17 protein-coding genes and 1 tRNA gene are annotated in these 19,145 nt (G+C 42.3%); 8 read left to right on the plus strand and 10 right to left on the minus strand.

All coding sequences use genetic code 11. From position 1 onward, the window contains the following. Positions 1-22: 22 nt before the first annotated feature. The 3 genes from F1644_RS12055 to F1644_RS12065 form a co-directional block, all read right to left on the minus strand. Complete coding sequence (locus F1644_RS12055; protein ID WP_118304641.1) at positions 23-3,397, minus strand: SusC/RagA family TonB-linked outer membrane protein; 3,375 nt, start codon at positions 3,395-3,397, stop codon at positions 23-25. Positions 3,398-3,487: 90 nt separating this feature from the next. Then, entirely contained in the window at positions 3,488-4,615 is a 1,128-nt protein-coding gene (locus F1644_RS12060) for a FecR family protein (protein ID WP_158571870.1), read from the minus strand. Between the two features lie 47 nt (positions 4,616-4,662). Further along, the gene (locus F1644_RS12065; RefSeq protein ID WP_087419160.1) at positions 4,663-5,196 is read right to left on the minus strand and encodes an RNA polymerase sigma factor; all 534 of its coding nucleotides are present in this window, start codon (positions 5,194-5,196) and stop codon (positions 4,663-4,665) included. 146 nt (positions 5,197-5,342) lie between these two features. Here F1644_RS12065 and F1644_RS12070 point away from each other — a divergent pair, with 146 nt between their 5' ends. After that, positions 5,343-5,915, plus strand: coding sequence for an ORF6N domain-containing protein (locus tag F1644_RS12070; RefSeq protein ID WP_118304643.1), 573 nt, complete (start codon positions 5,343-5,345; stop codon positions 5,913-5,915). A gap of 55 nt (positions 5,916-5,970) precedes the next feature. Here the strand turns inward: F1644_RS12070 and F1644_RS12075 are convergent. Next, positions 5,971-6,042 (minus strand) — tRNA-Arg (locus F1644_RS12075). 323 nt (positions 6,043-6,365) lie between these two features. Between F1644_RS12075 and F1644_RS12080 the strand changes: the two genes are divergently transcribed. From F1644_RS12080 to F1644_RS12105, 6 genes are all read left to right on the plus strand, one after another. Continuing rightward, positions 6,366-7,589, plus strand: coding sequence for an aminotransferase-like domain-containing protein (locus F1644_RS12080; RefSeq protein WP_087419162.1), 1,224 nt, complete (start codon positions 6,366-6,368; stop codon positions 7,587-7,589). Positions 7,590-7,680: 91 nt separating this feature from the next. Next, a complete protein-coding gene (dtd, locus tag F1644_RS12085; RefSeq protein WP_118304644.1) occupies positions 7,681-8,133 on the plus strand; it encodes a D-aminoacyl-tRNA deacylase in 453 nt (150 codons plus the stop codon). A 40-nt stretch (positions 8,134-8,173) separates the two neighbouring features. Next, on the plus strand, positions 8,174-8,530 hold the full coding sequence (locus F1644_RS12090; protein ID WP_118304645.1) for a four helix bundle protein: 357 nt from the start codon (positions 8,174-8,176) through the stop codon (positions 8,528-8,530). Between the two features lie 39 nt (positions 8,531-8,569). Then, the gene (locus tag F1644_RS12095; protein WP_087419165.1) at positions 8,570-8,899 is read left to right on the plus strand and encodes a nucleotide pyrophosphohydrolase; all 330 of its coding nucleotides are present in this window, start codon (positions 8,570-8,572) and stop codon (positions 8,897-8,899) included. Between the two features lie 48 nt (positions 8,900-8,947). Further along, positions 8,948-11,311, plus strand: a complete 2,364-nt coding sequence (locus tag F1644_RS12100) for an efflux RND transporter permease subunit (protein WP_118304646.1) — start codon at positions 8,948-8,950, stop codon at positions 11,309-11,311. A gap of 100 nt (positions 11,312-11,411) precedes the next feature. Continuing rightward, positions 11,412-12,326, plus strand: a complete 915-nt coding sequence (locus F1644_RS12105) for a hypothetical protein (RefSeq protein WP_118304647.1) — start codon at positions 11,412-11,414, stop codon at positions 12,324-12,326. A gap of 6 nt (positions 12,327-12,332) precedes the next feature. Here the strand turns inward: F1644_RS12105 and F1644_RS12110 are convergent, their stop codons facing one another. Genes F1644_RS12110 through F1644_RS12135 form a run of 6 tightly spaced genes read right to left on the minus strand, consistent with a single transcriptional unit; the run spans position 12,333 to position 18,336 of the window. Further along, a complete protein-coding gene (locus F1644_RS12110) occupies positions 12,333-13,664 on the minus strand; it encodes a DUF58 domain-containing protein (RefSeq protein WP_118304648.1) in 1,332 nt (443 codons plus the stop codon). Next, positions 13,664-14,641, minus strand: coding sequence for an AAA family ATPase (locus F1644_RS12115; protein ID WP_118304649.1), 978 nt, complete (start codon positions 14,639-14,641; stop codon positions 13,664-13,666). Before F1644_RS12115 ends, F1644_RS12110 begins: the two co-directional genes overlap by 1 nt. A 7-nt stretch (positions 14,642-14,648) precedes the next feature. Next, a complete protein-coding gene (locus F1644_RS12120) occupies positions 14,649-15,809 on the minus strand; it encodes a DUF4350 domain-containing protein (protein ID WP_118304650.1) in 1,161 nt (386 codons plus the stop codon). Continuing rightward, positions 15,806-16,531, minus strand: coding sequence for a DUF4129 domain-containing protein (locus tag F1644_RS12125; protein WP_118304651.1), 726 nt, complete (start codon positions 16,529-16,531; stop codon positions 15,806-15,808). Before F1644_RS12125 ends, F1644_RS12120 begins: the two co-directional genes overlap by 4 nt. After that, positions 16,515-17,393, minus strand: coding sequence for a hypothetical protein (locus F1644_RS12130; protein WP_087419172.1), 879 nt, complete (start codon positions 17,391-17,393; stop codon positions 16,515-16,517). The genes F1644_RS12125 and F1644_RS12130 overlap by 17 nt, the downstream gene beginning before the upstream one ends. Beyond that, positions 17,380-18,336, minus strand: coding sequence for a stage II sporulation protein M (locus F1644_RS12135; RefSeq protein WP_118304652.1), 957 nt, complete (start codon positions 18,334-18,336; stop codon positions 17,380-17,382). The genes F1644_RS12130 and F1644_RS12135 overlap by 14 nt, the downstream gene beginning before the upstream one ends. A 64-nt stretch (positions 18,337-18,400) precedes the next feature. Here F1644_RS12135 and F1644_RS12140 point away from each other — a divergent pair, with 64 nt between their 5' ends. Continuing rightward, positions 18,401-19,129, plus strand: a complete 729-nt coding sequence (locus F1644_RS12140) for an RDD family protein (RefSeq protein WP_229782354.1) — start codon at positions 18,401-18,403, stop codon at positions 19,127-19,129. The last annotated feature ends 16 nt before the right edge of the window (positions 19,130-19,145 follow it).

The following is a 19,145-nucleotide window of genomic DNA, read 5'->3' on the forward strand; positions in this document are numbered from 1 at the left end:
AAATACAGTTTTTAGTTACGTGTTAGAATAAAAACTTGATATATCCCTGTATGTTACGAGCATACGGGTAGCTGGTTCCCCGTTCCATTTTAATGGATGATAAATGCAGGATGTCGGACATATTCACACCGAAAGTAATCGACGTGGCACGAGTATATTTCTGAATCCAAGGGGTATCCCATCGATATTGCACACCGATAGACGAGATCTCAAATACATTGTCATCCATCACGAAACGAGAGGTTGCACGGGTCTGGGTGTTACTCAATTGCTTGAAAAACGTCACATCACCCGCCTGGAACCAACGGGATTTCAACACACGGGCATCCACGTTTTGGGTGGATAAGGTATTCTTTGTTACCTCTACCTTGTTCAACAAGGTTTCGTTGTACACCTTACCTCCCCAGTAATAGGAACAGGCCACGTTGACCGTCAGGCCTTTCCACATGAACATAATGCTGCCATTTCCCCTGTATTTTTGATCTTTTGATCCTAAATATACTTTATCGGATGGTTTCCAAGTATCGGTGATTTTCCCGTTTTTATCCAGAAAAATCTCATTCCCCGTACTCGGATCAATACCTAAAGAACGTACGGCATAAATGGCATTCTGCGGACGTCCCTCGTAGAACAGGTTGCTCACGTCTACATCCTCCTGCAAGTACAATTCATTCTGGGCCTTGATCGCATCGGAAAGTTTGGTGATTTTATTCTTGTTGTAAACCAATTGTCCGCTAAACATCAAGTTCATCCTACGTTCCGAGTCCCGAATGGCATAGCCGCTAAAAGAGGCTTCCCAACCTTTATTTTCAACTTCCCCGACGTTCGCGATATAGGAAGAAAATCCCATTGATAGAGGTAGATCCATGTTAGAAAGGAGGTTTGCCGTCTTTTTCGTGTACACGTTGATTTCTCCTTTTACACGTCCTGTCCACAAACCGAACTCCATCCCGACATTAAATTCATCTGTCTTTTGCCAAGTCAGCTTGGGGTTTCCCCATCCTTGCAGGATCGTCCCGTTCCAGTTCATGTATTTGTTGTCCGTGGAATACTTGTAGGTTGTCGATGCCCCGGTAGAGGAACCCTGTTGTGAACCGGTCTCCCCGTAAGAGGCTTTCAATCGTAAGGTCGTAAGCACGGGATGGCCTTGCAGGAATTGCTCGTTATGCAAGTTCCAACCGATACCGGTACTCCAGAAAGGTGCGTATTTCTTGTCACTCCCGAACGTGGAGCTACCATCGACACGATAGGCCAAGTCCACGTAGTAACGCCCGTCATAGATGTAGTTCACGTTCCCGGTTAAACCAAAGCGACGGGTACTTGTTTTTGTTCCGCTAGGAATCCCATCCTTCATATACTGACGGGCGTTTCCTAAAAAACTCATATCCTCGCTCGAAAATCCTTCCAGTTCGAAACTGTATGAACGGGATTGTGTTTCGGCCAATGACCAGTCAACACCCACGGACAAAAGATGTTTCTCGGCAAAAGTTTTATTATAGGTCACCGTGACATTCCCGCTGTAACTATATTCTCTCCCGGTTCCATAACGATACAATCCGCGACGGAAGAATCCTTCATCCGTGGCATATTCCGCTTTCTGATCCCCGGTAGTGAAATAGGAATGTTCTGCCGGCAAGAAATAGTCACTGCTGTTATCCGTGCTGGAAATTCCCAGTTGTCCTCTTAATTTCAAACCTTCGATTATGTCCCATTCGATGGAAAAGTTATTGGTTAACGATTGATAACCCGATTTATCGAAAGAGTTTAACGAGGCGTCATATAACGGATTTTGCTTATCAAGGTTGTTATACTGAAAACCGTCGAAATAACGCACGAGATTACCATTCTCGTCATACGGGGCATCATACGGCTGTTGCTGCGCATACGTGCTAAATTCCCCATACCGGCTTTCACGTCCCCGGTTCATCCCGTAAGAGGTGTAATTCTTGAATGTCAATTTATCCATCATGTACATCAAAACGATGGAACCGTTAAAATTACGCCGGGAAGAACCTTTCATGGCTCCAACCACGTTTTTGTAAGCCAAAGCACCACTCCAACGAAATTGTTCACTTCCTCCTTCCAAACGTAAATTATAATGGGTACCGACTCCCGTGTGCAAAGGCTTACTCAACCAATCCGTATCCACCCCGGAAAGTACAGCTTTCAGGCGTTTATTATATCTTTCGGAATACTTTACATCATTCCCCGGAAAATCAGTATCATATAGTCCGGCCATCTTTTCCAATTGTAGTTTCTCTGCCGCATTCAGCAAGTCATAGGAACTCAAATCCGGAGCCTCGATATCCATTCCTATTTCGGCATTCACTCTCAATTTGCCTGCCTCCGGTTGTCTCGTGACAACCACAATTACACCATTGGACCCACGAGAACCGTAAATGGCCGTGGCTGCCGCATCTTTCAATATATTGATGGACTCGATCTCATCGTCATTGTAGTCCATTAACTTTTCCAACGTGATTTCGAAACCATCCATGATGATCAAAGGAGAGTTCACGTCATTTTTGATACTTTCATTATACTCCTGCACACTCATGGGTAAAGAGGAATTACCCCGGATATTGATTTGAGGTACGTTATTCGGATTGCTACCCATGGCATTATTTACCATGAAGTTTAAGGAGGCATCAATATTTTTCAAGGTTTGCAAGACATTCTGCCCCTTGTACATTTTCAATTGTTCGGAAGAGATGCTGGAAACCGCACCCGTGTAACTTTCCTTCGCCTTTTTAAAAATACCGGTAACCACCACGTCTTCCAACACGGTATTATCTTCTTCCATCACAACACGGACTTCGGTTTTGTCTTTGATGGAAACCAGTTGTGTCTTCATCCCGACAAACCCGACTTCAAGTGTCGTCACGTCTTCCGGAACACGCAAGGTAAAATTCCCGTCAATATCAGTGGCTGTCCCGATTGTAGCATTCACCACCCGGACCGTTGCCCCGATAACTGTTTCTCCTTTACTATCCACGACTTTTCCCTTGATCTCTTTCGTGGTATCAGACTTTTTCTTGGGTTGGTAGACGACCGATATATATTTCCCATTCGCCACATCCGAGAAAACAAAAGGTTTACCATCAAGTACTTTTTGCAAAGCCTCGGTGATAGTCGCATCCTTCAACGAAACGGTCACTTTATAGGACTGCACGTCGTCGTATGTAAAGAGGATCTTGTAGGTAGAAAGTTTTTCCAGTTGTTTTAACACGTTGGATAAAGGTGTATCCTTGAATTCCGCCGTGATTTTCTTCTCTTGTGCCTGTGTCAGCCCTGCCGACAACAAGCAACACATGAAGAACACAATCCGGAATAACCCGTTCAGTCGAAAACTGCCCGGCTTGAATTGGAGTTTCTGGTGTTTCATAAATTTGTTCATTTAATTTATTTTTACATGACTCAAATACGTATTCTTTATTCAGATTTCGTTTTGAGATGTAAATCGGGTACCAGAAACGATAAAAATTTTTTATTTTACCGAAATTTTATTGTTTTCGTAAGTCGCTTGTACTTTACCAAGCATGTTCAATAATTGTAGTACTTCTTCTATTTTCTGATCGCGTTCGGCAAGGAAATGCAAGCGGTAATTCATCGCTTGCGGGTTCTCGAATTCTACCCGTATATTATACCACCGCCCTAATTCACGCATGATCTCGACCACGGTTTCATTATCAAAATAAAAATACCCTTCCGTCCATAAATAGTAGTTGTCCGTGTCGACTTCTCGCACGTCAAAAGTCCCGTCTCCTTGTAAATGAGCGTCCTCCCCGGGACGTATTACCACTTCCGAGGACGAACTAACATTTTTCACTTTCACGCTCCCTTTTAACAAGGTCACGTGTGAATCATCGGACACGTAGGTTCTGACATTAAATTCGGTTCCCAGAACTTCCGTCGTGATATTACCGGATTTTACAATAAAAGGTCTTTTTGAATCGGGCGTTACTTTGAAATAACCTTCCCCCTCTAACTCAACCACTCGCTGCTCTCCGGTGAAGCGACTGGGATATTTCAAACGACTCTCGGCATTTAACCATACTTGAGTTCCATCTGCCAAACGAAGTTGATAAGCCCCACACCTGGGAGTTGTCAATGTATGTATCTCTGTTTCCCGGATCGTTTGCTGGTAATCTAACTCCTCGTCTCCCCGGGTAATACCTGTTTCTCGTAACAAACTATCTGCTTGAGGTGCGGATAAAGACACCATACGCCCGTCACCCGTGGACAAAAGAACTTCTTGAGATTGAGTACTGGCGGTAAAAGCCACGATAGGTTGGTTAACCGGAACCAGGGAGGTCCGATCGAACATCCGCCAACTGAAAAATAAAAGCACAGAGGCCGCCACACCTATCGAGATGCCGATCCACAATTGTTTTCCTTTATTTTTACCGGAAATTCTACTTTGCCGGAAGTTATTCCATTCTTTATTCACATCAGGTTTCAAGGACGCATGACGACGTGCAAACGCTTGCCTGTAATCCCCTAGCAAGCGAGCATCTTCCAGTTCTTTCGGATCATCCAGAATTGCATCAAGCTCCTCCTGACTCAACGAGCCGGGATCATCCAAAGCATCCAGCAAATCCTTTTTATTTTTCATATCCTGATCATCCATGTTTATTAACGACCTAATTTATATTAATACGTTTAGACCTCATTTTCGGGCACCCCCTCCGAGCCATTATTTATATGAAATTCTTCCCGCAATAAACGCAAGGCTTTCATAACGTGCTTTTTTACCGCACTAGGGCTGATGTTTAGCATCTCCGCAACCTCTGCATATTTTTTCCGGTTAAAATAACATTCTTCCATGATATGCCTTGTCTGCGGGGTTAAATTATCTAATACTTTATATATCCGTTCAATCTTCTCGTTTTCCTCATCCAGCCCCGCATCCTCTTCCGAAAGCATCCGGGAATACAATGCCACGTAATTCTCTTCCACTTTATTATGCCGGAAGGTGTCTATGCTTTTATTCCGTACACTTTGAAAAAGAATCGCCACCACGTTCATCTTCCGAAAGTTTTCGTAGTTTTTCCACACGTACTCGAACGCATCATTCACCACATCCCGACTGACCTCCGCATCATTCAAAAACTGATAAGCATAGTAGTACAAACGGGAATAGTTCCCCGTGTACAGTTCTTCGAACTCTTTTCCATACCTCAAGCTTTTCAGCATATTCAATCCTGTTTATCCGCCTGCTAAGTTAATAGAAATTCATGGAACACGTACTTTTGATTTGCATATTCTTTAACTTTATAGCTATATAGTGATGATTCATATCTATTTTTACTACATTTGTCCTACTAAATAATATAACCGTGATGGACCTGCAAATCATTCAAGACAAAATTTATGAAATCCGAGGACAAAAGGTCATGCTTGACTTCGATCTGGCTGAATTATATGGAACAGAAACAAAATATTTGAAACGTTCCGTGAAGAATAATTTAAAACGATTCCCATCGGATTTCATGTTCGAGTTGACAAAAGAAGAGTTCGATAGTTTGAGGTGCAGAAATTGCACCTCAAACCAAAGAGGTGGTAATAGATATATGCCTTTTGCTTTCACGGAATTAGGTGTCGCCATGCTAAGTAGTGTCCTTAATTCAGAAATCGCTATCGAGGTAAACATGGGCATCATGCGAGCTTTTGTCGCCGTTCGACAATTAATAGCCAACTCTCCAACAGATAAAATAGGGGAAATTAAAAACGAGTTGAAAGAACTGAAAGAGTATATCAAGGAAATGTTTACCGACCAAAACGATATAAACGAGGACACCCGAATGCAACTCGAACTGATCAACCAAACGCTTGCCGAATTACAAGCAAAAAATCGAGGGACTAACGAACGAAAACGAATCGGCTATCAATTACCGGGATGTAACAATAAATAAAAGCTAAAAGTACATTCTCCCTGTTTAACTTTTAGCTTTTAACTTTTATCTTTTGTACCCCCGGGCAGAATCGAACTGCCATTTAAAGTTTAGGAAACTTCCGTTCTATCCGTTGAACTACAAGGGCCTTTATTCGGCTTGCAAAACTAATCGAAAAAACGGTTTATTCCAAATAATTATCACATTAGTCTTCTTTTTCTAGTCGAGAAAATCCCATAGCATCATATTATCTCCTCTACTTCTCTGAAGAAACTTTTATCCAAGCAAAATACAACTACAAAGCTCTCAAAATTCAAATTATTACTAAAAAAGCTCGAAAACATACAAAATGAAAGTACCGCAATCGATTTTAATAAAAAACTGATATGAAAAATTTTATTTCAAAAACTTATTATTAACTTCGCAACACAAATACTTAACAGCGTGTATTCACTTTAAATAAGAATAAACATGGTTAGCGACTACAAAGAAATTCTATCAGACAGCGCCAAAGGGATGAAGCGCTCTGCTATCAGAGAGTTGTTGAAATTAACTCAAAAGCCGGAAATTATTTCTTTCGCCGGGGGTCTTCCTGCTAAAGAATCTTTCCCGTTAGAACAATTACAAGAAATTTGTGCGGAAGTAATTGCCACGGATGGTGCTGCTGCTTGCCAGTACGGTTCAACTGAGGGAGTTCCTGAATTATTGGAAATCCTTGCTCAACGTTACCGGGATCAAGGCTTGAGCTATGTTACAAAAGAAAATATCACGATCATCACTTCTTCTCAACAAGGTTTGGACACGGTTGGTAAGATTTTCTTGAACCGTGGAGACAAATATATTTGCGAGTTACCTTCTTATCTTGGGGCCCTCGGTGCGTTCAACTCTTACGGTGGTGTAGGCGTTGGTATTCCTCAGGACGAACAAGGTATGAGTGCCGTGGAATTAGAAAAGACTTTGGCTGAAATGAAGGCTAAAGGGGAAAAACCGAAATTCATCTATTTGATTCCGGACTTCCAGAATCCTGCAGGTATGACCATGCCGGAAGCCAGAAGAATCGAAATTCTGAATATTGCCAAGAAATACGAGATCATGGTTGTTGAGGATAGCCCTTACCGTGAACTACGTTTCTCAGGAAAACCGCAACGTATGTTGTACGACTTGGATAATGGAGAAGGTAATGTAATTACGTTGGGAACTTTCTCCAAGATCTTCATGCCGGGATTCCGCATGGGTTGGGTTCTTGCTCACCCGATGGTGATTGACAACTTTGTGAAGGCAAAACAAAGTACAGACCTTTGTACCTCTGCTTTCTTACAGAAAATCACGGTTAAATTCTTCCAGAAAAACTATTTCGATGCCAACGTGAAGAATATCGTTGATATGTATCGTAGTAAACTAGAAGCTATGTTAGGTGCTTTCGAGAAATATATGCCGGAAGGTGTCACCTGGACTCGCCCGGAAGGTGGTTTGTTCTTGTTCTTGACATTGCCGGAAGGATACGATGCAGAGGAATTATTCCAAATCGCTATCGAAAAGAACGTGGCATTCGTACTTGGAACCGTGTTCTTCGTTAACGGTGGAGGTAAAAATACCATGCGTATCAATTTCTCTTACATGAGCGAGGAAATGAACATCGAAGGTGTTAAGAGATTAGCCGACGCAATCAAAGAACTATACGCTAGAAAAAAATAATCTAGAATGTAGATTTAAAATTTAGAGTTTGGAGTGGAGTATATGAATAAAATTCATATATTTCACTCTAAATTTTAAGACTAAGTTCAAGATGAAAGTAGTTATTCAACGAGTTACACGTGCCAGTGTTACCATCGAGCAACAATTGTTTTCTTCAATAAATAAAGGGATGCTCATATTAGTAGGAATCCAAGCCGATGACACGGATGAAGACATTAACTGGCTATCTTCCAAAATTGTAAATCTCCGTATATTCGATGACGAGAATGGAGTAATGAATAAATCCATCCTAGACTCCGGTGGTGAAATCCTTGCCGTTAGTCAATTTACTCTCATGGCTCGAACCAAAAAAGGCAACCGTCCCTCATATATTGATGCAGCCCCTCCCGCCATCTCCGTTCCGTTATATGAAAAATTCGTCGCAACCCTAAGCCAAGAACTCCACAAAGAAGTTCAAACCGGACAATTCGGAGCTAACATGAAAGTCGAATTAATCAATGATGGACCCGTAACAATCATTATTGATTCCAAGAATCGACAATGATTGTTAAACTCACAACTAAAAGTTAAAAGATAAAAGTTACATGGATTCAATTTTACAAGATAAAAGTTATACTTTTGCCATAAGCATCGTGAAACTTGCTCAATTCTTTCAAAAAGAACAGAAAGAATTTGTTATCAGCAACCAAATTCTAAAAAGTGGAACCTCCATGGGAGCTTTAATCCGTGAAGCAGAATTTGCACAAAGTCAAGCTGATTATATTAACAAATTTTATATCGGTCTTAAAGAAGCGAATGAAACGAATTACTGGCTTAATCTTTTAAAAGACACAGGATATATTGATGGGAATAATTTTACAAATATGGAAAAAGATAATAAAGAATTAATCGCCATGCTTGTCGCCACAGTAAAAACACTCAAATCTAAATTAAAGAAATGAACTTTTATCTTTTAGTTTTTAACTTTTAACTTGGTAACAATGGATATCGCAGAATTACAAACCGCAGTAGATGCATGGATCAAGACCCACGGGGTAAGATATTTTAACGAATTAACAAACATGACTATTCTGGTAGAAGAGGTCGGAGAACTAGCCCGGGTGATGGCTCGAAAATATGGCGAACAGTCGTACAAGGAAGGAGAGAAGGATAATTTGGCAGAAGAATTGAGTGATGTTCTTTGGGTATTGGTATGCTTGGCAAATCAAACGGGGGTAGATTTGAACGAGGCCGTAAACAATAATTTTGCCAAAAAAACGGCAAGAGATGCTAATCGTCATAAAAAAAATCCGAAACTCTTAAAAGATTAAACACTTTTATCCTACTTTTGCCAACAAATGCGCAAATAAAAAAATATCATGTGGATTAAGATTGCAGGGATTCTTCTTCGTAACCGGGTGGCCTTTATTGTTGGGGTCTTGCTTATCACCGTTTTCATGGGATTTCAAATCCCTAAAGTGGAAATGTCATATGAATATTCGAACCTGTTACCAGCCACGGATAGCGCATACCTAGACTACCTTGATTTTCACGAGAAATTCGGACAGGAAGGAAACGTGATGGTCTTTGCCATACAGGACAAAGACTTTTACCAGCTCGACAAAATGAATGACTGGATCAGTATGTGCGATAGCCTGAAAGCCCTTCATGGCATTGTGGCTCTCGTGGATATTACCCATTCATTCAATCTTCACAAGGATACGCTGAATAAAAAATTTGACATCCAACCCATCTTTCCCAACCATATCAAGGATCAACGGGAACTGGACAGCTTAGTGAATATCATTGAAAATCTTCCATTCTACGACGGAACGCTGTTCAACAAAAAGAAAGACATCTATGGAATGATGGTTTCCGTCTCCGCTGATGTGATGAACTCTCCTGCACGGGTAGGATTAGTAAAGAATATTTTAGAGATTACCGAACATTTCTCAAAAAAACATAACCTCCAGATGCACTATTCGGGACTTCCCTATATCCGGGTGGTCAACGCAGAAAACATCAAGGGAGAGATGTACATGTTCATCATCCTGTCGTTATTGATCACGACATTCATCCTCTACCTGTTTTTCCGTTCCTTCCGCATCATCGGTTTTTGTTTATTGATTGTGCTGATTTGTGTCAGTTGGACGGTCGGTGTTATGGCCATGCTAGGCATCAAAATCACGCTACTCACTGCCATGTTACCACCTCTGTTGATCGTGATATGTATTCCGAACTTGGTGTTCATGATCAACAAATTTCATGCGGAATACGACCGTCACGGGAATAAAATCAAAGCCTTGCAACGTATGATTCAAAAGATCGGGAATGCCTCATTCCTAAGCAATTTGACCACAGCTGCCGGTTTTGCAACTTTCATCGTGACCTCAAGTCAAATCCTCGTGGAATTTGGAATAACCGCCTCCATTGGTATCACATTCGTGTACCTTGTGTGTTTGGTCATGATTCCTTGCGGATTCAGTTTCATGCCGGAGCCGGATAGCAAACAAATCAAACACTTGCACAATAAAACAGTAACCGGAACGCTGGAACGTGTCATTCAACTTATCTTAAATCGTCGGAATGTCGTGTACGGAGTTGCTATTTCCGTTGTCATCCTTGGAATTATCGGACTTACCCTCATGAAATCCACGGGTTACATGGTAGATGACTTGAAAGAAACAGACCCGATTCGACAAGACCTAAGTTTCTTTGAGGAAAACTTTGACGGATTAATGCCCCTAGAGGTAACTGTTGACTTCGGAAAACCAAAGCAAGTATTGAACTTACCTAATCTCCAAAAACTGGATAAACTCTCCGAGGAATTATCAAAAGACGAAGATATTTCCAAACCCATTTCCCTCATTGAAGTCATCAAATTTGCCAACCAGGCGTTCTATAACGGGAAACCCTCTTATTACAAGCTCCCGACAAATATGACCAAGAATTTCATCTTGAAATATGCCTCCCAATCCACGGGAGAGATTGGCGGACAAGCAAACTCTTTCGTTGACTCCACCCTCCAACGGGTGCGCCTCAGTTTCCGGGTAAAAGACATCGGGACCAAGAAAATGCAGGAAAAGGAAAACAAATTATACAATATTGTTGAACAATACTTCCCGAATGACCGCTACACGGTAAAGGTCACTGGTTCAAGTATTATTTTCTTTAAAGGAACTCAATATCTTGTATTTAACCTCTTTACCTCGCTAGCACTAGCCATCCTTCTTATTGCTCTCTTTATGGCTTGGATGTTCAAGAGTAAACGTATGGTACTGGTTGCCTTGATCCCCAATATCATTCCACAGATTATCACGGCTGCCATCATGGGATACTTCGGCATCCCGATCAAAGCATCCACGATCCTGGTATTCAGCATCGCTTTCGGTATTTCCGTTGATGGAACGATCCATTATCTCGCTAAATACCGTCAAGAACTACAAGGAACAAACTGGAGTATACGATCTTCCGCCGTACTGGCCCTGCAAGAAACAGGACAAAGTATGATTTACAATGCTATCATCCTGTTCTTCGGATTCGGCATCTTTGCTCTTTCCGATTTCGGTGGTACGGTTGCATTGGGTATTTTGGTCTCCATCACGTTATTGGCAGCCATGCTATCTAACCTGATACTTCTACCGTCATTATTACTAACGCTGGACAAACACACGACAAACAAGACTTTTCAGGAACCTAAAATAGACATTCTCGCTGAAGGAGAAAGCAAAGAAATCAAATAAAAACATCCTATGTAGGATTTTTTAAAGTTAAACTGAAGAATATTTATACTCTTCATTAAAAAAAGATGTATACTTGCATAAATAAATCAAAAGCATATTTATGAGGCGGCTATTATTCTTCATGTTGGGGATAAGTATGTTATTCCCGGCCACAGCACAAAAAAAGACAAGTATACACTCGGAGACCTATACGCAATGGAAGAGTAAATCTCCAATAGGCATATCGATCTATTACGACCGACGAAAATACGACCACGATTATTCGATCCAAACTGTAATAGGATACATTCCTGCCCAGGGATACCCTTTTACTACCGATCAAGCTGGTGAATTATTAGAATCTTACTCTAGGGACTACAAAATAAAAAAGAACATCACAAATACAATCCGGTTGCAAGTGGATTACTGGCTTTTTCCTTTCTTAAACATATATGTCCTAGGAGGAAAGATTTTTGATGAAAGCAAACTAAATGCGGCTCTTCAAATCAATTACATCGACTTACCTCCTTTTTCCCAAAGCATAAAAACAGATGGATGGATTTATGGATGCGGCACAAAAAGTGAATTTATATATCATCACTTCAAGCCTCAGATCGAATATACCATATATTGGAACCATTTTGATGAGATCAGTAATAAATCAATATTTCAAACCATAACCCCGAAGCTAGGATACATCGCCACGAATAACAAGAATTGGATCAAGAATATAGAGATATATGCCGGGGCAACTTACAATCATATAAAATTTAAAAATCATTACGCGGCCTACTATGATGAACCAACACTGCAACAAATATTTGCGGAAATACACCCGTCAGAGGAAGGACCGTTACTGCCTCATGGCGGAATTTTGGATGCTATTATATTAAAAAATATACACGATTGGAACATGACCGCTGGCATCGAGATTGAATTTTGCCACCACATTCATTACAAATTTGAAACAATCTTTCTGGGAAAAGAAACAACAATTTCCACGGGTATCACTTATCGACTATTCGGTAAGAAGTAGTAAAGTTTAAATCAACTTTCGCTCCTTCAGATTCAAATAACTATTGATACTATTCACCGTCAGAGATTCCGGTTTGGAAAGGATCACCCGGATACCCAATTGACTTAATTCCCGGACCATTTGTCGTTTCTCCGTGGCAAATCCCGCTGCAATGGTTTCGAAATATGCATCCTTTAGATTGTGTACGGGACGCTCCAAAGCCTTATTTAATTCAGAGTTCTCGAATAAAATGACCAACACGAGATGCCGTGCCGCCAAGCGCTGTAATGCAGGCAAATGACGTCGTAATCCAGATACGGTATCAAAATTGGTAAACAAAATCAGTAAACTCCGGGTCGGGATTTGTCGATTCACCGACACGTATAATTTCTCGAAATCAGTCTCTTGATAATGTGTTTCCAAACGATACAAAGCCTCACTTATCCGATTTAACTGGCCCACCCGGTTATCGGCCTTCACGCAATTCCGAGAATTATTCGAGAACGTGATCAACCCGGCCCGATCCCCTTTTTTCAATATAATATTCGACAAAGTTAAGACCGTATTTATCGCGTGATCCAGCATCGTCATATTATTAAAAGGCGATTGCATCGCACGTCCCTTATCCACCAGACAATAAATCTGTTGAGACCGCTCTTCCGTGTAGGTATTCACCATCAAATGATTATATTTCGCCGTGACCTTCCAGTTTATCGTGCGGGGATCATCGCCCGTCACATAAGGCTTAATCTGTTCGAAGGCCATGTTTCCCCCGAGAGCCCGGGTACGGATGCCTCCATTCTCCGGATGGTAATTCCCGTAAGCCATCAACTCATAACGGTGCATCATCATAAACGAGGGATAAACCGCCACATCCTGATCCGCACGAAAAGAATAACGCCTTTCGACCAACCCAAAACGCACGGACACGAATACCCGAATCTTCCCGAAATTATAAGAACCTCGTTTTGTAGGACGTAACGTGTAATGGATCTCCCGCTGTTCTCCGGCATTCACCTTCAACCGGAACAAGACATTCCGGTTCTGGAATTCCACCGGGATCTCGTCAATCACACGAAGACAAGCACTCACCGGATAACGATTTCTTAGTACCAGGCAAACCGGATTTTCTTCCCCGTTAGACAATTTATCCACCACCACCCGCGAAGCATCAATCCCGTCCACTCGCTTGTACAATTCGAATAACTCCACGAGTAACAGCAACAGCACAGTCAGCAAAGCCCCCGCAACCCAGATAAAAAGTAACGGGAAAACGTAAGCCATCACAAAAGCGAATATTCCCAACATCAATATCAGGAAAAAACGGCGGGATAAATATGTATCTTTAAGTATTCGCACTATCTTGGAACTTCTATTTTAGACACTATCTGTTGCACTACCTGATCAACAGTCACGCCTTCCAACTCCTTCTCGGAAGAAAGCTGCACCCGGTGTCGCAATACCGGATTTACCAAATACAAAACATCGTCCGGAACGACAAAATCCCGTCCTTGAATAGCTGCGAAGGCCTTAGCCCCGTTCATTAAAGCGATCGACGCACGGGGAGACGCACCCAAGTAAAGCCAACCGCTTTTACGAGTAGCATCCACGATATTCACGATAAAGGATTTTATCTTCGAATCTACACGCACTTGAGCAACCTGTGTTCTCAACTTCTTCAACGCCTCCACGCTCAACACGGGTTCCAGTTCCTGCCAATGGGCGATAGCCCCGTGATCATGCAACTCAAGCACCTCGATCTCTTCCGCCACGGAAGGATAAGTCACGTTAATCTTAAATAGGAAACGATCCAGCTGAGCCTCGGGCAAACGATAAGTACCTTCATGTTCTATCGGATTCTGCGTCCCCACCACCACGAAAGGATAATCCATCCGGTATTCCACCCCGTCATTCGTGATTTGCCTTTCCTCCATCACTTCAAACAAAGCCGCCTGTGTCTTTGCCGGAGCCCGGTTGATCTCGTCCACCAACACGATATTCGAGAAAATAGGTCCTTTCCGATATTCAAAACGCCCTGCTGCCGGAAGAAAAACAGAGGTTCCCAGAATATCACTCGGCATCAAGTCCGGCGTAAACTGAATCCGGTTAAAAGTAACATCCAGCATCCGGGCCATAACCTTTGCCATCAACGTCTTGGCAATTCCCGGAACACCCTCAATCAAGATATGTCCATCAGCCAGCATCGCCGCCAGCAACAAATCGGCCACTTCCTTTTGACCGATAATCACCTTACCCATCCGTTCCCGTATTCGGGTGATCTTCTCGTTTAAATCCGTGAAATCTATTCTGGACTCAAAATTTATCTGATCTTCCATAATCTATTTAGCTTTTAGTTTTAAACAGTTCTATATATCTCACCAGCTCACGTAACTGGTCTTCATCCACATGCTCGGTCTTCCGAATCCGGATAATCAAAAAAATCAGGTCTTCCACGCTACCCCGTGCAACTCCCGCTCGTTCCGACAACAAATCTATAAAAGAACTATCCAGTTCCTCCGTACGCAATTTATAATAATAACGTACCTCTTCCAGAAAACTATTGATCCGTTTATTCGCGATAGCAACATGATCCCGCTGCTTGTAGTACAGAGAACTCACAACCGACACGAATTCCAATGTCCGGTTTTCCAAAGGACGAATTTCCGGAATCGGACGCTGTTCCCGTTTCGTCCGGAACAAAACGTATAGTATCGCCCCCAATATCAACAAAATATACGCCCACTTCAACGCGGGATACCTGAATATCACCCGGAAAAGAGTTTGTTGCCCCTCTGTCCCGGATTTTAGGTATTCATCCCATACCACGTTCGCATCCGGGGGAAGAAACGAGAGAGCCTTCTGGTAATAATCCCCATTCACCGAATCCAACAAGAAGAAATTCGTGAATGCCATCGGGTTCGAATGTAGGTAGATAACCCCCTCCCCGTAATTCATCCGGATAAAATTGGGATTCTTGATCGTATCGACATATCCTAAAACCTCCCCGTCAAAAGATTCCTTCAATTCAAAATAACGGTGAGTTGCCCTGAAAGGATAACCTTTATCTTCAAAGCCTCGCAAATAATCCTTCCCGTTCTGAATCCTTTTCATTCCTGAAACACCCACGTAAGAATACAATGTATCGGGAATAAACTCTGCCGACACGAAAAGCGAACCACCGTCTTCCACCTCTTCCAACACGACCTCCAAATCCCCCGGAACAATTCTGAAAAAGGGACTCACGAAAAAGTAGGTCTTCAAGAAAGGCGTTCTACCCACACGCAATTGTTCCCGTACAGACATCCGGGCAAAAGACACCTCTCCTTCCGGAAATAGATAAGGCAAAGCATCTTTAATAATATACGTCCCATAAGGACTCTTCTTGCTGATAGAAAAATTAGGACTCCAATCTATCGGTTGCGGTTTATTAGCCTCATACCCCGTGTAAACAGCCATAATGGCGATCACGAAAAGAACAATCAATACATTTTGGCGCCGTTTCATCCTTCCACCTCCTTCCTGAACTCCGTGAAATATCGTTTGATATTCCGATAAGCGGTTTCATCTACGGGAAACTCGCCATAACAAACACAATCAAATATACGGCTTATCTCCTCAAAATGACGACTCCACGTTTCATTCTTTATCTCGTAAATATAATGCTGATTCGTTTTAGAAACATCCCAACGAATCACCTCTTTTTTATCCAACATTTGCAACAAGGCAGAATAACTCACCCGTATTGCCAGCACGTAATCATTCTCCTGCTCCGCTTTCGCCAGTAACCGCACGAAAGAATCCGCTTCCTGTTCCCCGGTATACTCCACGGAATCCTCCGGGAAAAAATCGGTCTCCCGCCTGCGGAAAAGAAATTTATCCCTATTCCTCACGAGCAGGTAAACGATACCCAAGGCAAAAAGACCTAATACAATTTTTAAAATAATATCCATTGTCTGCATTGACCCCTCCGAAACCTTGATCCGAAACAAACGCTCCAAAATCCAACGTTTTATCCAGTCCCAAATACTAGGCGAATCTTCAATATTCGTCGTGTAATCAAAAGCCGCATCTTTCCTATATTTCTCCAAGAAATCAGCTTTCGGGCCCCGCAAAACATAAGAAGAATCCGGAAAGAACGAAGACTCCCGTTCTCCTTCTTCCGCCCATGTCACGTTCCCGACACAAACAAACACGAATAGAATAATATATTTAATTAGCCTCTTCATCCGCCTTTTTCTCGGGTTGAGCCCCCAACTGGTCAATCTGGCTTAATAAAGTCGTGTGTTCCATCTCTTCCGAACGGGAAAAGAAAAGCATCCCGACCCCGACAAACAAAACCGTGTATAACGTGTATTGTCCCAAGTAAGAGAGTAGCAACGAGAAAGTAATCTCGTAAATATTGGGAATCGCCCCCGTGAAAGCCGATGACATCATCACAAACATATAAGGAATACCAAACAGATAAGCCACAACACCTACCAACAAGTACATCACTAGAATAAACCCGAAAGTCTTCCACCAATTTCCCTTCACCATAGCCATTGATTCCGAGATAATTTTTCCTAGCCCGTTGTCTCTTAATATCAGCAAATATGATCCGAAAGTAAACGAAATTCCGATATATATTCCGGGAACAAACAAGAACAAGAAACCGATAAAAACAACCAAACCACAGAAAACAGACCACACAAGATACACCCCGAATTTCCTCAACATGACTCTAAAAACTTCGATAATCGTGATTCGTTCCTCAATCCCCGCTTGATAATGATCCCAGTAAACCCGCAAATAAGAAATAGCAAACAATTGCACCCACAGCATCATCAGCACCCCAAACAGAGACGTGAACAGGGTTCGCAACATCGTATCTCCAAAATTATTCACGTCGTAATAAGCCTCCGGGTGCAAAGACATATCAAAAACCCCCATCAACAGATCCTTCATGAAAAAAAGCATCAGCAAAATCATGGGAAACCCGATCACGGCAAAAGCCCGGATAAAAGGAATAAACTCCTGTTTCATGAAATTAATCGTCACGGTAATCAAATCCGAAAAAGAACGCTGCACGCTCAAATTAATCTTTTCCATTGGTCTCTGTTTTATGTAAATAATAAGGATAAACAACAAAATACCCGATAACGCCTCCCAGCGAAAGGATGATTGCCACGGCCCCTACCACCGGGTAAGTATCGGCATAACGCGTGATGAAACTTTCAATCCACCCAGCGATAATAAAAAACGGAATCAGCCCGGTAACAATCTTTATGCCCCGCAAGGCCCCATTCCGAAACGAGTACGAGCGCTTGTACGTCCCCGGGAACAGGAAACTATTTCCCATCACCAGCCCCGCTCCCCCGGCTATAATAATAGATGTTATCTCGAAAGTCCCATGCGCCCACACGGACATCACCGAATGCAACAAAAGCCCGTGCTGGAAAAAGAAGTATTGGAAAGCCCCCAGCATAACCCCGTTCGAGAAAAGAATCCATAACGTTCCCGCGGAAAAAAAGATACCGAAAACAAACGCCACGAAAGCCACCTTAATATTGTTTGCGGTAATCATAAAAAACATATCCACCTCGTTCGAGGACGAATAAATCCCCATCGGAGTCCCGTTCTCGATGTTTTCCAACGTTTTGTCCACGTATGCGTCACCCAGAATCAAGCGCACGAAAGTATCGTCTTTCGCCGTGGAGAAGCCCCCGATCAATGCCGAAAACAGAAGAAAAAGAAAAGAAAACAACAACGTCCGCCTCTCTCGATAGAGCAACAGCGGAAACTCCCGCACCCAAAAGGAAAGAATCCCCTTTTTCTCCGATCTCTCCTGTCCGTAAATATTGATCTGGTAAACAGAAATCAACTGATTCAAATACTTCACCACATCACTACCCGGGTAAAACGTTTTGGCATAGGAGAGATCATCGGAAAGAATCACGTAATTAGAGGCAAGAGTATCTGTATCCAGATGGCTTACATTTTCCATTTTTCCCCATTTCTCCTTGTTCTGACTTACAAATCTAGCCTCTTTCATTCTAAATACCACACTTTTTTCCTGTGATAAAAATAATGCATTTATTCAAAAAAAATGTATGTTTGTGGAAATATTTATACTTATCATGAACATTTCTATCAGTACAGCTCACAACGTTGACATTGATTATATTCCTGCGGGCGTGCTAGACCGCATCCTAGCAACCTTGATTGATGGTGCCTTTCAGTTCGGACTACTCATGTTGGGTCTCATGTTTATCGGCCTTTTCAGCATGGTAGCCTCCCCTACTTGGTTTTTCGTCATTCTCGCGGTGATCATCGCTTCCTATCATCTATTCTGCGAGGCCGTCTTTAACGGCCGTAGCCTTGGCAAATACACCATGCGTATCCAAGTCGTGAAACTAAACGGCAAAAAACTCACTTTCTGGGATTGTATGCTCCGCTGGGTCTTCCGCTTAATAGATATTTCCATCTCAAGCGGTGCCATCGCCGTCATCTCGATCATCGCCTCCAAACGAATGCAAAGACTCGGTGACATGGCGGCAGGAACCACGGTAATAAAACTCGAAAAAGCAGTCACGTTAAAACAAATCAGTGAATTCGAGGCCCCGGAAGAATATCAGGTCGTCTTTCAGCAAGCCGCTCTTTTGTCCGACAAAGACATCAAAATCATCAAGGATGTGCTACGGGAAGTACACAAAAACAACAATTACGCCCTACTAGCCCCTCTCACGAAAAAGATTAAAGAAGTAACAGGAATTGAAACATCCATGATTCCACTGGAATTCGTGGAAACCATCTTAAAAGATCATTCTCACTTGGCAAATAATTAGCTGAAAGCTTTCACTT

Origin of the sequence: Butyricimonas paravirosa (assembly GCF_032878955.1) — a bacterium.
Classification (GTDB): Bacteria; Bacteroidota; Bacteroidia; order Bacteroidales; family Marinifilaceae; genus Butyricimonas; species Butyricimonas paravirosa.

What these genes read in the sequence shown, in the direction of transcription:
- F1644_RS12125 (WP_118304651.1), bottom strand. Translation starts at nt 16,531, where the DNA reads ATGAAGAGGCTAATTAAATATATTATTCTATTCGTGTTTGTTTGTGTC.
- F1644_RS12115 (WP_118304649.1), bottom strand. Translation starts at nt 14,641, where the DNA reads ATGGAAGATCAGATAAATTTTGAGTCCAGAATAGATTTCACGGATTTA.
- F1644_RS12070 (WP_118304643.1), top strand. Translation starts at nt 5,343, where the DNA reads ATGGACCTGCAAATCATTCAAGACAAAATTTATGAAATCCGAGGACAA.
- F1644_RS12105 (WP_118304647.1), top strand. Translation starts at nt 11,412, where the DNA reads ATGAGGCGGCTATTATTCTTCATGTTGGGGATAAGTATGTTATTCCCG.
- dtd (WP_118304644.1), top strand. Translation starts at nt 7,681, where the DNA reads ATGAAAGTAGTTATTCAACGAGTTACACGTGCCAGTGTTACCATCGAG.
- F1644_RS12130 (WP_087419172.1), bottom strand. Translation starts at nt 17,393, where the DNA reads ATGGAAAAGATTAATTTGAGCGTGCAGCGTTCTTTTTCGGATTTGATT.
- F1644_RS12060 (WP_158571870.1), bottom strand. Translation starts at nt 4,615, where the DNA reads ATGAAAAATAAAAAGGATTTGCTGGATGCTTTGGATGATCCCGGCTCG.
- F1644_RS12135 (WP_118304652.1), bottom strand. Translation starts at nt 18,336, where the DNA reads ATGAAAGAGGCTAGATTTGTAAGTCAGAACAAGGAGAAATGGGGAAAA.
- F1644_RS12100 (WP_118304646.1), top strand. Translation starts at nt 8,948, where the DNA reads ATGTGGATTAAGATTGCAGGGATTCTTCTTCGTAACCGGGTGGCCTTT.
- F1644_RS12080 (WP_087419162.1), top strand. Translation starts at nt 6,366, where the DNA reads ATGGTTAGCGACTACAAAGAAATTCTATCAGACAGCGCCAAAGGGATG.
- F1644_RS12055 (WP_118304641.1), bottom strand. Translation starts at nt 3,397, where the DNA reads ATGAACAAATTTATGAAACACCAGAAACTCCAATTCAAGCCGGGCAGT.
- F1644_RS12090 (WP_118304645.1), top strand. Translation starts at nt 8,174, where the DNA reads ATGGATTCAATTTTACAAGATAAAAGTTATACTTTTGCCATAAGCATC.
- F1644_RS12095 (WP_087419165.1), top strand. Translation starts at nt 8,570, where the DNA reads ATGGATATCGCAGAATTACAAACCGCAGTAGATGCATGGATCAAGACC.
- F1644_RS12120 (WP_118304650.1), bottom strand. Translation starts at nt 15,809, where the DNA reads ATGAAACGGCGCCAAAATGTATTGATTGTTCTTTTCGTGATCGCCATT.
- F1644_RS12065 (WP_087419160.1), bottom strand. Translation starts at nt 5,196, where the DNA reads ATGCTGAAAAGCTTGAGGTATGGAAAAGAGTTCGAAGAACTGTACACG.